The 14,928-nt window shown below is 46.8% G+C and carries 15 protein-coding genes; 5 read left to right on the plus strand and 10 right to left on the minus strand.

Going from position 1 to position 14,928, the window contains the following annotated elements:
- Positions 1-11: 11 nt before the first annotated feature.
- Both H5647_RS15900 and H5647_RS15905 read left to right on the plus strand, forming a co-directional pair.
- Entirely contained in the window at positions 12-2,015 is a 2,004-nt protein-coding gene (locus H5647_RS15900) for a transglycosylase SLT domain-containing protein (protein ID WP_052692112.1), read from the plus strand.
- Between the two features lie 109 nt (positions 2,016-2,124).
- Positions 2,125-2,712 (plus strand): hypothetical protein, encoded by a 588-nt coding sequence (locus tag H5647_RS15905; protein ID WP_045859938.1) that lies wholly within the window; start codon positions 2,125-2,127, stop codon positions 2,710-2,712.
- A 15-nt stretch (positions 2,713-2,727) separates the two neighbouring features.
- Here H5647_RS15905 and murB read toward each other — a convergent pair whose 3' ends face one another.
- The 7 genes from murB to H5647_RS15940 all read right to left on the minus strand — a co-directional run bounded on the left by murB (position 2,728) and on the right by H5647_RS15940 (position 9,738).
- Positions 2,728-3,756: a UDP-N-acetylmuramate dehydrogenase gene (murB, locus tag H5647_RS15910; protein ID WP_045859940.1), complete on the minus strand. Its 1,029-nt coding sequence runs from the start codon at positions 3,754-3,756 to the stop codon at positions 2,728-2,730.
- On the minus strand, positions 3,753-4,232 hold the full coding sequence (locus H5647_RS15915; protein WP_045859942.1) for a low molecular weight protein-tyrosine-phosphatase: 480 nt from the start codon (positions 4,230-4,232) through the stop codon (positions 3,753-3,755). Before H5647_RS15915 ends, murB begins: the two co-directional genes overlap by 4 nt.
- Before the next feature lie 2 nt (positions 4,233-4,234).
- Positions 4,235-5,005, minus strand: a complete 771-nt coding sequence (kdsB, locus tag H5647_RS15920) for a 3-deoxy-manno-octulosonate cytidylyltransferase (protein ID WP_045859944.1) — start codon at positions 5,003-5,005, stop codon at positions 4,235-4,237.
- Positions 4,995-6,059, minus strand: coding sequence for a tetraacyldisaccharide 4'-kinase (gene lpxK, locus H5647_RS15925; RefSeq protein ID WP_236074930.1), 1,065 nt, complete (start codon positions 6,057-6,059; stop codon positions 4,995-4,997). Before lpxK ends, kdsB begins: the two co-directional genes overlap by 11 nt.
- A gap of 11 nt (positions 6,060-6,070) precedes the next feature.
- A complete protein-coding gene (locus H5647_RS15930) occupies positions 6,071-6,514 on the minus strand; it encodes an ExbD/TolR family protein (RefSeq protein ID WP_045859947.1) in 444 nt (147 codons plus the stop codon).
- Between the two features lie 30 nt (positions 6,515-6,544).
- A complete protein-coding gene (locus H5647_RS15935) occupies positions 6,545-7,171 on the minus strand; it encodes a MotA/TolQ/ExbB proton channel family protein (protein ID WP_045859949.1) in 627 nt (208 codons plus the stop codon).
- Between the two features lie 125 nt (positions 7,172-7,296).
- Complete coding sequence (locus tag H5647_RS15940) at positions 7,297-9,738, minus strand: DNA internalization-related competence protein ComEC/Rec2 (RefSeq protein WP_052692114.1); 2,442 nt, start codon at positions 9,736-9,738, stop codon at positions 7,297-7,299.
- A gap of 376 nt (positions 9,739-10,114) precedes the next feature.
- On the opposite strand from H5647_RS15940, the gene H5647_RS15945 reads away from it, so the two are divergent.
- Positions 10,115-10,627, plus strand: a complete 513-nt coding sequence (locus H5647_RS15945) for a DUF2062 domain-containing protein (RefSeq protein WP_045859951.1) — start codon at positions 10,115-10,117, stop codon at positions 10,625-10,627.
- A gap of 56 nt (positions 10,628-10,683) precedes the next feature.
- On the opposite strand, the gene H5647_RS15950 is transcribed toward H5647_RS15945, so the two are convergent.
- The 3 genes from H5647_RS15950 to H5647_RS15960 are packed head-to-tail and all read right to left on the minus strand — an operon-like array spanning position 10,684 to position 13,867.
- Positions 10,684-11,922, minus strand: coding sequence for a lipoprotein-releasing ABC transporter permease subunit (locus H5647_RS15950; protein ID WP_045859953.1), 1,239 nt, complete (start codon positions 11,920-11,922; stop codon positions 10,684-10,686).
- Positions 11,919-12,602, minus strand: a complete 684-nt coding sequence (locus tag H5647_RS15955; protein WP_045859955.1) for an ABC transporter ATP-binding protein — start codon at positions 12,600-12,602, stop codon at positions 11,919-11,921. Before H5647_RS15955 ends, H5647_RS15950 begins: the two co-directional genes overlap by 4 nt.
- Positions 12,603-12,607: 5 nt before the next feature.
- Positions 12,608-13,867 (minus strand): lipoprotein-releasing ABC transporter permease subunit, encoded by a 1,260-nt coding sequence (locus H5647_RS15960; RefSeq protein WP_045859957.1) that lies wholly within the window; start codon positions 13,865-13,867, stop codon positions 12,608-12,610.
- A gap of 106 nt (positions 13,868-13,973) precedes the next feature.
- On the opposite strand from H5647_RS15960, the gene H5647_RS15965 reads away from it, so the two are divergent.
- Both H5647_RS15965 and H5647_RS15970 read left to right on the plus strand, forming a co-directional pair.
- Positions 13,974-14,582 (plus strand): PilZ domain-containing protein, encoded by a 609-nt coding sequence (locus H5647_RS15965; protein WP_045859959.1) that lies wholly within the window; start codon positions 13,974-13,976, stop codon positions 14,580-14,582.
- A 22-nt stretch (positions 14,583-14,604) separates the two neighbouring features.
- Complete coding sequence (locus H5647_RS15970) at positions 14,605-14,925, plus strand: hypothetical protein (protein WP_236074932.1); 321 nt, start codon at positions 14,605-14,607, stop codon at positions 14,923-14,925.
- Positions 14,926-14,928 lie beyond the last annotated feature (3 nt).

Here is a 14,928-nt window from a genome sequence, read left to right on the forward strand (position 1 = left end):
TATGCGGTGAGATGTTGTTGCGCTTTAGTCGAATTACCCTAATTTCCTCTTTTACTTGGCTTTCCATTTGCTATTTTTGCTTTCCTGTAGGTGCCTTAGGCATTACAGCCCAACCTGCCTCACTCACATCATCACGCTCCACTGAACTCAATTCTATTACCCAACAACGCTATCACTATGAGCTGGCGAAGGGTGCATTAAACAAGCAGGACTGGCAGAGCTTTGACCAGCACTTTGCCCTTCTTGGTAACTACGCGTTGGTTCCTTACCTTGAATATGGAAGGCTAAAGCACAACCTCCCACTACTAGAAATAGGTAAACTGGACAAATTCCTATCTACGTATCACGGCACTTTTCTGGAAACCCGCTTACGTGAACAGTTTCTATACACACTGGCAATGAAAAGGCGTTGGAGCGAGTACCTCCGTTATTACGAAGGAACATCACTCCCCTCTAAAGCACTACAATGCTATTGGCTATACGCCCGCAGTGATCAAGGTGATGAGGACGTGTACGATGAAATTGCGGCATTATGGCAAGAAGGACAATCGCACCCAGAAGCCTGTGACCCCATTTTTGACCGATGGCGTCAAACCGGTGGGCTCACGCAAGAGGTAGCGTGGGCTCGGTTTCACAATGCCATGCAGGCCCAGAATCAAAGCCTTGCCCGCTATGTACGTTCATTTATGGATAAAGGCGCTCTTCAACACGCCGACCTGTACCTACAAGTGCATCGCTTACCCTACTCTATTCGCAAAACGCGCACTTTTACCGAACAGTCGCTTCACATGCAGCAGATTATTGCTCATGGTATCCGGCGCTACGCTCGCAAAAATGCTAAAGATGCATTCAAATATTGGGAACTCTACGAAGCACAGCAGCTTTTCCCTGCATCACTCAGCACCAAAACGAAGCTCTATATTGCCACTCGGCTCATTCGTAACGGAGATACCGCACTTGCTGAGCGAATCATTGCCGGCTCACATAACCTGCAAGAAGATAAAGTTATTGCGTCGATTATCCGAGAGTCACTCAAATTGGAGGACTGGCCCCGTGTTTTAGAGTGGATAAACGCCCTTTCCTCTCCTGAACAGCAAACTGACCGCTGGCGGTACTGGCGCGCACGCGCAATAACGGCGCTGGATTCTGCAAACGAAACATCACAAAGCCCTGGCGATATTTACCTATCCCTTGCCGAAAAACGAAGCTTTTACGGCTTTCTTGCCGCCGACCATATTGGTAGTACCTATTCTTTACAACAATTACCCGTCGAAATTACCGCTAGTTCACTCCTCACAATGGAGAGTATTCCTGGCCTGCGGCGCGCTAAAGAACTTTGGCTGAAAGGTGATCTTGCCGAAGCTCAGGCTGAATGGATTTTTACTACCCGCGATATGGCATCCGATGATTTAATTGCCGCAGGCGAGCTCGCGCGACAATGGGGTTGGTACAACAAGGGTATCCACGCAATGATTACCGGCAACCTTTGGGATTACTTGAGTATTCGTTTCCCCCTTGCGTACGAAACTGAAATACACGATGCCGCGAGCACCACAAAAGTCGCACCCGACTTAATTTATGCCGTCGCTCGGCAAGAAAGTGCCTTTTCAGAAAAAGCTCGATCGTCAGCGGGCGCCATGGGGCTTATGCAATTAATGCCTTACACGGCAAAATCTACGGCTAAACGAAACGGAATTAAGCATAGCAAACAAGATTTATATAACCCTGAACACAACATTCGCTTGGGTGGCCATTACCTCCAGCAACTCCTTAAACGATACGAGGGGAACCGAATACTGGCGGCTGCAGCCTATAATGCCGGCCCCCGCCGAGTATCAACGTGGATAGAGAAAAACCCACAAGACCTACCCTATGACATTTGGATAGAAATCATCCCTTATAAAGAGACTCGTGGCTACGTACAAAACGTTTTAGCCTTTTCTGTAATATACGGATATCGACTTGGGCAACCCCGTAATCTTGTGAGTGATTTAGAAGCTAAAAATCGTATTTAAACCCGCCCACAAATACCGGCTACGTCCCCGAAAATTACACGCAAATCTGCTCAACCTACCAATTTTCTTCTATGCTTAGACAATCATCATTCTCTACTGAGGCCATATAATGAACCAAGTGTCAGAAGAGGCTCAACCGCCCCAGCACTCAAGTGCAGACTGGTCTCACGTAAAAGAAACCATCAACATGCTCTGCTTGGCAGTCTGTCAAATAGAAGCGACTATGGTGGACTCCAATCAATCAGTCGACACCCTGACACACTCCTTCACAAAGCTAGCCAGCCATACCGGTGACATATGCACGCAAATCCAAAAACTGTCGAAACCAGAAGAGCTGGAAATTTTTAAATCTGATTTTGCCGAAACAGCTAGAGAAATGAACACCAATATAGGCGCCTCAATACAAGCCTTTCAATTTTATGATCGCGTATGCCAACGCTTGGACCATGTCACGAGAAGCCTCGAAAAAGTCTCGGAGCTTATGCAGCATGACGAACAAATTGCCAATCCGGAACAATGGCGAAGTTTGCAAGAAAGAATTAAAAGTAGTTACACAATGGAAGCCGAGCGGATAATGTTTGAATATATTATGCGCGGAGGCACAATCGAAGAAGCGTTAAAAATATACAACCACCATTTCGAAAAAGAAACAGAGCAAGCGCTTGATGCGGATAATGACGAAATCGAATTATTCTAGTGCTGGGACACGCTATTAAAGCAACCTAGGCTCCTGTTCAAGCGTAACACCAAAGAGTGCAAGTACCTGCGACGATATTGCATCAGCCATCTTTAGTATTTGATCGCGTTCAACGCGATTAGGATTGGTAATTACCAATGCCTGATGCTCATGTACACGCACACCAAACTGTTCTTTACCCTTCCATCCCGCTTTTTCAATTAACCAACCGGCCGCAATTTTTTTGTAGCCTTCCCCTGCATCAAACATCACAACATCAGGATTACGCTGTTTTAATCGCTTAGCGACATTGTTACTCACAATAGGATTTTTAAAAAAACTACCTGCATTGGGCAGTTCTCTTGGGTCCGGTAATTTTTTTTGACGAATCGCCACAACTGCTGCGGCAACATCGTGTGGTGTCGCACTTTTACTTCTTCCTACGGCCGCCAAGGCGGCCTCCAATGCTGGGTAACATTCAGCGACGGAGGCATGACGACTCAGGCGAAAAGTAACCGCTGTGATAACAACCCGATTTTCCAAACGATGCTTAAAAACACTGTCTCGATAATCAAACTCACACGCGGCCGAATTAAACTCAACTAATTCACCCGTATCTCGATCCAACGCTTCCAGTGTTTCGAAAACATCTTTTAATTCGACGCCGTATGCACCAATATTTTGTATGGGTGCCGCACCTACCATTCCCGGTATTAACGCTAAATTTTCTAGCCCAAAAAACCCCTGATTTAAACAATACAAAACAAACGCATGCCAGTTTTCACCAGCCGATGCTTTTACCAATACTGAAGTCTCGAAATCCTCCAACAACGTAATCCCCAATAGCTTCGGGTGTACAACCAGAGCATCAACAAACGCGGGCAACAAACAATTACTACCGCCAGCCAAAATTGAAACGCTAACGCCTTTTTGTTTTGCCCACGTTAAGGCGTAACGAATATCATCAACGTTTTCTGCCGTTAAAAAGAAACGGCAACGCGACGGTACCGCCATGGTGTTGAATGGCTGTAAATCAACATTTTCTAGAATATTAGGCACAATCATAATCGATGCGTTTTTATATGCTCAAGCAAGCCCCTACAGCCATCTTCCGCTAAATCCAGAACGGTTTGAAAACCACTACCGTCACCATAATAAGGATCTGGCACTTCGGTGTAAGAAGTTTGACTAGAAAAATCCAGAAACAACGCCAGAACGCCGTTGTAATCGATCGGTTTGAGGGAATGCATGGCCGAGAGATTGGCGTTATCCATAGCCAATATATAATCGTAATGCTGATAATCAGAAGCTTCGAATGCTCTACCCCGCAAGGCAGACAAATCACACCCCCGTGAAAATGCTGCGGCACTCGATCTTTTATCCGGCGGCTCTCCAATGTGCCAGCCCGAAGTTCCAGCAGATTCAGTATGAATAACATGGGAAAGTTTTTCTTGCGCAACTACATCACGAAAAATGCCGTGCGCTGTCGGTGACCGACAAATATTCCCCAAGCATACAAATAAAACACTCGTGTTCTTCACAGCTAAGCCTCTAAAATTTCTGTGCGCACGCGATCCAAATCTTCTTGGGTATCAACACCACCGGGCACGTATTCACACGCATCCTCTACATGAATATTAAGTCCATTCGCGAGAATGCGTAGCTGCTCCAGCTTTTCTATATTTTCAAGCACCGAAATGGGCCACTGTACAAACTCATGTAACAATTTTACGCGATAAGCGTATATACCAATATGTCGACGCGTCGCTTCATTCGCGGGATGTTCACTCTTAATTTGGCCGTTTGCACTATAGCCATCCCTATCCCACGGAATGGGAGCCCGTGAAAAGTACAACGCAAACTGCTGAGCATTGCAGACCACTTTTACAGCATTCGGGTTTAGAGCAGCCGCTATCGTTACAATGGGTTCACATAACGTCGCCGCACTAGCCTGCTCGTTGTTCGCTAAATTGCGTGCAACCTGATTGATGACCGCAGCAGGAATTAAGGGTTCGTCCCCCTGAACATTAACCACTAATTCGTCGTCCGCTAAGCCGTAATGCCGAACGACCTCTTCTAAGCGATCAGTGCCAGATTGATGTGTTGTGGATGTCATACACACTTCTCCACCAAACGCTTTAACCGCAGTCATTACACGATCATCGTCTGTTGCAACAATAACGCGCTTGGCATCACTTTTTTGTGCGCAACGATAGACACGCTCAATCATTGTTTTGCCTGCAATATCCACCAAAGGTTTGCCGGGCAAACGTTGAGAGGCGTAACGCGCGGGGATTACGACACTAAATGACATCTGTAGTTACCTTTCTAATTTTTTCAAGTAGCCTACCAAGCATAGGCTCGGGCAAATCTGCTTGAATATTTAAACACCACCAATTATCTTGCGCGAAAGCTTGGCATTTCACGGCGTCTTTTGCTGTCATGACAATTGGTGAATGGTTGGCGAACGTAAAATCATGTTCGCTATAGGTATAGTGGTCTGGAAAGCTGCAGGCGGTATAGCGCAAAGGCTTTTCAACCGCGCAGTGCAATTGTCCTACTTCGTTTAAAGAGGTATAAAATTTTTGGGGATTGCCTATACCGGCTACCGCATAAAAAGGCGGCAGCGAACATAGGAAATTTAAAGGCTTTTTCTCGCCACTTTTAACATTTGTAAGCCCTACGGTTAGAAACTGGAATACCGACGCACCTAATAATGAACGGTTTCCGCCTCTTACTAAAACCTCATCCACAGAGCCTAGCCTGCTCACGGGTTCTCGTAAGGGGCCCACGGGCATACAATGCCCGTTACCGAACATTTTATCGCCATCTAGCACAACAATTTCTAACGCGCGCGGTAAGGTATAATGCTGTAAACCATCATCGGCCAAGACAATAGTGCAATCACCACTCTCGGCCAAGTACTGAACGGCCTGCCGTCGGTCGGCGCTCACAATGACGGGAAGCCGTGTCGCTTGATAAATTTCTAATGGCTCATCGCCTGCATTGGCGGCCGTTGAAGATGGCCCAACACAATGTAATGTGGTTGTCGTACGACCGTAACCCCTAGATATAACACCTGGCTTAAATCCGTTATCACGTAAATACTGCGCCAAGGCAATAATAACCGGTGTTTTGCCCGTACCACCGACTGAAATATTTCCAACCACGATTACCGGTAACGGTGATGTCGTCTGCCGCTGAGTTAATATTTTTTTCCGATAGTAAGCTATACCTCGAAAAAGGTATTCAAAAGGACATAACAACCACAGCCACCCTGGGCGGCTATACCATCGCTGTTCAACGAAAGCAGCTAAACGATTACGCCGAACCGGTTTGGCCAATAATGCAGCGTTGAGTTCTACCACTATTAAACCTCTTAATCCGCGGCGCGGCTATTCTCGTCGCCCTCTTCGGGTGTCTGAGTGGTTAAACTCAAGTTGCCATAGCCCATATCTCCCGCGAGATCCATCACCGAAATAACAATTTGATAAGGCGTGTTTGCATCTCCTGTGATAATAAACGGTACACCAGTATTGCCGCCGCCCACGTCTAATATTGCAGTACGGAGCGTGTTTATCTGTTTGTTCACCAAAGCTCGACCGTTTACTGAATACCCTCCGTGGGAATCAACAACAACTTCAATTTGATCCACAACTGTAGGCTGTTTATCGCCAACGGCTTCCGGTAAATCAATTTTTAAATGCGTTTCTTTGGTAAAGGTTGTTGAAACCATAAAAAATATCAACAATAAAAAAACCACGTCGATGAGCGGTGTAAGGTTAACCTGTTCTTCTGCTTTTACTTGTCGCTTAAATTGCATTGAAGCACCTGATTTTCGCTGAGCCTATATTTACGACGCTTTCACATCAACGCGACGATCGCTATGCAACGCATCGACTAACTTGATAGCCTCTTGCTCCATGGTCACAACCAGAGTGTCCACACGGCGAACATAGAACCGGTGCGCCATCATTGCGGGAATGGCTACACACAACCCCGCGGCAGTGGTAATCAACGCTTCCGAAATACCGCCCGCCAATACGGCTGCATTACCGGCACCTTCTAGGTTAAGCGCCGTAAAAACCTTAATCATTCCAATAACAGTGCCCAGCAAACCTAATAGAGGTGCTATAGCGGCTATGGTGCCCAAAGCACCTAAATAGCGCTCCATTTCATGCACAACTTGGCTGGCGGCTTCTTCAATACTATCCTTCATTACATCGCGACCATGGCGAGAATTACTCAAACCCGCAGCCAATATACGCCCCAATTGAGACGATCGACGGAGTTCACGTAGCTTGTCACTATCCAGCTTATTTTCTTGTATCCACTTCCACACCTGCCCCAACTGGTGACGCGGTGCAATCTTTGTTGGGTTAAGTGTCCAGTAGCGCTCGATACTGATGGCAATTACGGCAATAGAACAAACAACAATCGGCAACATCAACCAGCCGCCCGAGGTAAGAATCTCTAACACTACTTACTCCTAAAAATGAGTTTCAGGGGTTATTTACGCGTGAGAATGCACGCCTAACCCTCTGTTTTATAGGGCGTTATGATACCCGATAAAGTTAAGTTGTAGGGGTGAAAATGGGGGAAATGCTATCTATACCACGGCTTAACCAACATTGTACGTGCCGTTTCGACCGTTAAATGCCCTTGCGTATCCCATCTAAATCCAATGGCCCCTTGCAGATCTGTACGCAATATAGTCGCACCTACAGCGGTATAACGCTCAAGCACTCGTAGGTGAGGATGATGGTACCGATTGTTATAGCCAGCACTCATGACCGCATATTGAGGGTTAAGATGTTTAACCAGTGCTAGAGACGATGACGTTTTACTGCCATGGTGGGGCACTATTAGCACATCGACATCGCGTGGTAACTCGCCACTGCGCATCAATTCACGCTCAACAGGTTTTTCTATATCACCTAGAAACAAAAGCCTAAAGTGATTCGATTCAACCAACAGTACGCACGAATAATTATTGGCCTCTTGAATATGGCTCTGCGTGTTGGGCCACAATACTCGAAAATCCAACCCTGCGGCCCGCCACACACTACCCGCCTCACATTTCGCCGGATGAGTGTCAGCCTTAGGTAAGCGCTCTGGTTGCCCCGCAATAACATTGCTGGTATCCAATTCCTCTACCAGCGATAGATACCCGCCCGCATGGTCGTTATCCCCATGGCTAACGACCATGGTCTCTAACGTATGAATACCTCGAGACCGAAGATAAGGTGCTACAACACGGCTTCCCATATCAAAGCCTTCCCCATAACGGGCGCCAGTATCGTATAGCACCGTATGGTTAGGCGCTTCTAATGTAACCGCTAAACCTTGCTGAACATCCAAAACCCGCATTTGCAGCAGCAAAGAATCAGATGAAGCGCGGTATACCAAGGGACGAACAACCAATACCGCGCCCAATATCACCCCTAAGATGCGCACATTTAGGCCCCTAGGTGACAACAACAGTACGACGGTGAGCAACGCCCCCACTCCCGATAACAACGTAATTTCCGGCACCCAATACCCGTACCACTCGATGCCCGACAGCCACTCTAAATACTGCCAAAGGTAACTGAATAACGTTGAAGTGAAAGCAATAAATTCGATGGATAAAGACGGTGCAAACGGAGCCAGTAGTACGGCTAGCAGCAGCAATGGCACAATAAAAAAAGATACAAAAGGTACAGCAATTAGATTAGCCACTGGGGCCAACAACGTCGCTGGCATACCCAAAAAACCGAGCGGTAGGAATAAACCAATCAACAACCAAAACTGCGCTTTAGTTAATGCTTTAAGCATTGCGAAACGCCCACGTGCGCTGCGCCGCCACCCAAAAACAAACACCAGTATTGCAACAGCGGCAAAACTCAACCAAAAGCCGGGCGATAAGAAAGCAAAAGGGTCCAAGAGCACAACGCAGACTAATGCGACCAAAAAAACAAACCAAACATTTAACCGCCTACCACACGCCCATGCCACACCAAACAACACTACCATTACCAAAGCCCGCTGAGTTGGTATGGCAAAACCCGCTAAACCCGCATAAAAGGTGGCCATAGCGATAGACACTAAAGGCGCGATCCAGCGGAGGCCTGCTTGTCGCCAGAGCGCTAAAGCATGTGCCAACAATAAACCTAGCCAGTAGCCTATTGTGGCCACCAAACCAATATGCAGCCCAGAAATCGCCATTAAATGCACCGTACCCGTTTGGCGTAATACTCGCCATTGTGAGCCGCTAATATCCGACTTATCCCCAAGTAACAGCGCCTTTAGCAATGGTAATGACGACGCCTCAGCAACCTCCCCGTCTTTCCCCAAGTCAAACAGTTGGCCCATAAGCGCAAAGCGCCACCGTTCAAAATTTACGCCACCGGCTGCGTTACTGCCGAGCACTTTTGTCACAGGCTGTTTATCACGAACATACCCCGTTGCCACAACATCTTGCCCTAGCAACCAGGCCTGATAGTCAAAGCCACTTGGGTTTACCGCGCCTCGTGGGCGCTTTAATCGCGCGGTAAACTGCCAACGTTCGCCGGGTTCTAGCGGCTCGGCCGAACGCGCCTGATACCAACTTAAACGCAGTTTATGACCCACCTGTAAAATAGCGCTATTTGACGGCAGGTCGATGGTATCTATCTGAAAATAAAAACTCGTGCTTTTACGGTAAGCACTGTGCTGTGTCACTTTGGGCATACTCACTATCTGCCCCGTAACAGGAATATCGGCGCCTTCTAACGCTGCCGGTAATTGGGCATTTATAAGCAGTGCAATGCGATAACCGTTAACAACAAAACCCACTATCCCTACCACGAGAATACACAGCGGCCAGCGATAATGTCTTAGTACAAAGGCACATAAACAGCAAACAACTGCAACGGCCGTTAGCCCATAAAGAAGCGTCGTAAATTGATCATAGGAAATCCTTAAGATTACCGGTAAACCAGCCCCGAGAGCGAACAGTAGCAAAAGAAGAAAACGCCTGTAGATAGTGCGAGTAAAGGAGGGCAACATAGTGATTTTGGTATCCATTCCGAGGGCGCTTATCCATAATCAAAATTAGCAAACACGTTACAGACTACAATGCTTTTATCAATACAGAAAGTAGCCAAGCGGTGTCGTTCTGGGCATAATAGCCGCCGTTTGCGACCATAGGAAAAGTCGAGGGGTAAGCGAATGGAGACGTTATTTTAGTTAGCTAACTGCACCTCTTTGGAGCAACAGTTGCTAGGCAGTACAAATGACGCCTATTTTAATCTGTACGAATACGCTTATGGCTATAATGCTTAAGTTACTCGACTACTCGTACCGACTCTGTGCCATATGACACCGTATACGCAAAGCCCCTCAGCCTACTGCTAATGTGGCCAAAACGATAGATAACCCTCTTGAATTAGCGCTGTAAACTATGCCTCGAAACATTATAAAACGCTGGATGCCGGACCCTGCCAAAATCCGCAACGCACCAGCTCTACAGTTTTTAGGTTCCATGTTGCACGACCCCAATTTATTCCATCTCAATCGACACTCGGTTTCCGTCGCTTTTTTTGTGGGTCTTTTTGTAGCGTTTTTACCTACGCTTGGTCAAATCCCTATTGCTGCGGCAGGTGCTCTACTATTTCGCTGCAATTTGCCAATTTCGGTTGCGCTCGTGTGGGTAAGCAACCCCCTTACCTTTCCCGTAATTTACTACGCCACCTACAAGCTCGGTGCACGATTATTACAAATTCAACCTCACCCAGTGAAAGTTGAAATGTCTTGGCAGTGGGTGGTGAGCGAGTTCTCTAATATTTGGGAGCCACTGGTGCTGGGAAGCTTAATTGCTAGCGTATTTTTCGGGTGCCTCGGCTATATCGTTGTACAGTGGGCATGGCGATGGCATGTCGTACAACGCTGGCAGCAACGAAGACGTAAACCCTAAGACCCAAGACCCAAGACCCAAGACCCAAGACCCAAGACCCAAGACCTAAAGGTAACTTACTCATACCGCAACGCTTCCGCAGGTTGTACCCGTGTTGCTTTCCACGCAGGATACAAGGTCGCGATAAAACTCAAACTTAATGCGGTTGACGCTATGCGGAATAAATCGGTGCTACGAATTTCCGACGGCAAATAAGTTAGCGGGTAGACATCTGATTGAAGAAATTGAATATGAAATACGCCTTCAATAAATTGTACGAAGCCCTGTACCCCCATCGCCATTAAACAACCTAACGCTATTCCCAGTGATGTCCCTACCAAGCCAATCACACTGCCCTGCACAATAAAAATAGCCATGATTGTTTTTGTTGAAGTACCCAGTGTCCGGAGAATGGCAATTTCGCCCTGTTTATCAATCACCACCATTATTAAAGTCGATACCACATTAAAAGCTGCAATACCGACAATTAGCGACATGAGCAACCCCACAAGATTCTTTGACATTTGAATGGCGTGATACAAATTACCTTGAGTACGGGTCCAATTAGTACCCGTGTACCCTGCACCCAACTTAATCAAACTTGTATAAACAACACGGGGAGCCGCAAATAAATCGCGCAATTTAAGCCGAACACCACTCACCTTCCCTGCCATCCCCGCTAAATTTGACGCCTGCTCTAGGCCCGTTAACGCCAACGTGTGATCCAACTCTGTTTTCGAATCGATGATCCCGATGAGCGTAAAATAATCGACCTTAGCCGATGAGCGCTCGCCTTCCGAACCAGGCACAACCACCATTACTTTATCGCCAACCGCCACACCAATTTTTGTGGCAACAGCTGAACCAAGCAATAAGGATGTATCGTTTTGCGCTAATAATGTTAATAAATTGGTGTCTATAACGTAGCGTTCAATATCAGAAACCTTCGTTTCATATTGAGGATCAATGCCGTAGAGCAGCACCGGCTCCGTTTTTTTTCTAAAGCTTACCAAACCATTTAACTCGACAAACGGCGCTATGCCCACAATATCGGCGTTGCCTTTTAATTGGTCGACAACATATTGCCAATTATCCAGTCCTTCTCGGTGCTTAATTGTCGCCTGAGGAACTAGGCCCAATATCTTTTCTCGCAACTCTCGATCAAAACCATTCATAACCGACAGCACAACCACTAATAACGCAACACCGACGACCAATCCCGAAATCGAAATAGCAGACAAGAAAGAAACCAACTGGCTACGGCGCTGTGCACCGACGTAACGTAAACCAACAAACAACGGCAACCATACTTTCATAGCGCGATTAACTCGCCAGCGTCCAACCGGTAGATAATATCCATTGTTTTGGCAAACGTTTCATCATGCGTAACCACCACAAAACTCGTCGCTAACTCTTGACTCAATTGATTCATTAATAATTGAATTGCTTGCGCATTTTTCCCGTCTAGATTTCCCGTTGGTTCATCCATCAAGACGCAAGCGGGCTGATTAGCCAAAGCTCTTGCGATTGCTACTCGTTGCCGCTCACCACCGGATAATTCCGAGGGTTTGTGTTGCAAGCGAGGCTGTAACCCCACCAGCTCCAGCAAACGCTCCGCTTCTCTCAATGCCAATTTTTTATTCTCGCCGCCAATAAATAAAGGCATAGCAACATTTTCCAGCGCTGAGAATTCAGGCAGCAAGTGATGAAATTGATACACAAAACCTAGTGATTGATTGCGCACTTTTCCTCGCTGATTATCTGTTAGCGTAGAAAATGCCTGCTCGGATATCTGCACCTCACCGGCATCCGGTTTATCGAGACCGCCCAGCACATTTAATAGTGTACTTTTACCACTGCCCGACGCACCAATAATGGCAACATGTTCACCCGGTTTTACGCTTAAATTCACGGAACGTAACACTTCTACCAACTGTGGGCCTTGGCTATAATTTTTGGCTACGTTACGGCAGGTTAATACAAATTGATTAGTCATAAGCTCTATATGTCATAGCGAAGCGCTTCAGCCGGCTCTATTGTCGACGCGCGATAAGCAGGATAAATTGTGGCGAGAATTGCAATGAGCGTAGACAGCCCGCACACCATTAATGTGTCGTCTAACCGCCATTGCGACGGTAAATAAGCAACGAAATAAACACTAGGGTCAAAGACCATTAGGCCGGTATGGGCCTCAATAAATGCCATTATTTCGGGTAACCATATCGCAGTTAACACCCCCGCTATGGCACCCACCACAATACCAATTAAACCGAGCGTTATACCTTGCACCATAAAAATTTGAACGATGTCATAGCGTGTCATGCCAAGGGTTCGCAAAACGGCTATATCACTCCGTTTTTCCGCCACCATCATCACCAAACTCGTAATAATATTAAACGCCGCAACCGCAATAATAATACTGAGCATGAGCCCTACGACAGTCTTTTCCATTTTGACCGCCTGAAACAAACTGCCCTGCGTCTGGCTCCAGTCTTTCACCTTTACACCGTCGCCTAGCGATCGCCCTAATGCGCTAAGTGCCGCCGGCGCTCGATAGATATCATCAAATTTCAGGTGCAACCCATCTACTGTCTCACCGCGCCGCAAGAGTTTTTGAGCGTCTCGAATATGAATTAACGTTAAATATTGATCAACCTGAGCCCCAACTTCAAACACCCCCACCAAGGTAAAACGTTTACTACGCGGAAAAATGCCTGCTGGTGTCACCGAGACTTCGGGTAGCGTGACCGAGATTTTATCGCCTATCGTCAACCCCAAATGTCGTGCAACAAGATTACCCATCACTATGCCGTATTCGCCAGGCTGCAAATAGGCCAATTCACCAATTAACATGTGCTGCTCAATCGCCGATATATCTTTTTCAAATTCAGGATCTATACCTTGAATTTGAACAGGCTTCACCGTACGACCAAAACTAATGAGAGCTTTCCCTTCTATGAAGGGCGCAGCAGCATTCAGCCCCTCAGTAGTACTTACGCGATCGTAAAGCACGGGCCAATTTTCAAGCGGCTTTTCAGTGGTTAAAAAACCATGGGGCACAACACGTAAAATGCGCTCCTTCAACTCTCTATCGAAACCGTTCATAACAGACAGCACAACGATTAAGGCAAAGACACCTAACGCCATACCTACCAACGCAAATAAACTGACGAAAGCGATAAATCCATTGCGACGTTTAGCGTTGGCATAACGCAAACCAATATAGAGCGGAAGAGAAGAGCGAAAGGGAGAATTAATCATGCCTGCGATTAAACAGGAGAACCCGCGTTAGAACAAGTTTTGACGGAATGAACTATTATACTATTCAGCAGCACACTGCCGATTGCTGGGCGAAATAGGGCGAACAATGAACGACCACGAAACATCGAAAGCAGACAAACCTAAGGTACTCTCAGGGCGAGAGCGCCGTGACTTTTTTCGTGTGGACCAAGATGTGATCTTTGACTACAAGGTAGTTGATGCTTTTGCTGCTGAAAATGACCCACCAGAAATTGAATTTGAAGACTCAGTATCACTTAGCCTATTAAACGAACTACGAAGACTCGACCAGGACAATATTCAAACTCTGCGCGCACTGACCGACAAAAACCGGCTACTGGGCGACTACCTTCAAACACTTAGCAGTAAAATCGACCTTATCGCGCGCCACTCTTTATTCGCACAAGATAAAGAAGCAGGCGACAAACCTAAAACCCGTATCAATCTTAGCGAAGAAGGCATTGCTTTTATTGCCGAACGCGCCGTCTACAAGGGAAATTTTCTCGCAATGAGACTGATATTTTTACCCCACTACGCTCCCGTGGTAATCTTCGCTAAAGTAATTCGCTGTGAACCCAAACAAAGCAACTATCAAGTTGCCGCTAAATTTCATCGATTACAAGATAAAGACCGCCAAGAGTTATCTCGACAAATACTGAAGACTCAAGTCAGTCAAAAAAAAGCCACAGATAAGTAGTAGCCAGTAGAGGATTTAGAACATGATGTTTTTGCAGACAGTACAAAAGGCGACCCTTCCTGCCGTGCTCGCCGCCCTATGCTGGGCAACTCCCGTTGCCGCTGATACCGTACAAATGCCCAATCCCTCCACTGACGTGCAGCTTGGACGAGCACCGTGGAACGTACCCATCCCGTCTCGCGGCATGACTAAAGCCGAAGTGGAGGCTTCGTTTGGTCAACCTCTAAGCATGGAAGGCCCTGCAGGCACCCCCCCCATTTATTATTGGGAATACACGGCCTATACCGTCTACTTTGAAGGGCAACACGTTATTCATGCTGTTCGTAAATATAAGCCCGAATAACCT

This window comes from Teredinibacter purpureus (genome assembly GCF_014217335.1).
Taxonomy (GTDB): Bacteria; Pseudomonadota; Gammaproteobacteria; order Pseudomonadales; family Cellvibrionaceae; genus Teredinibacter; species Teredinibacter purpureus.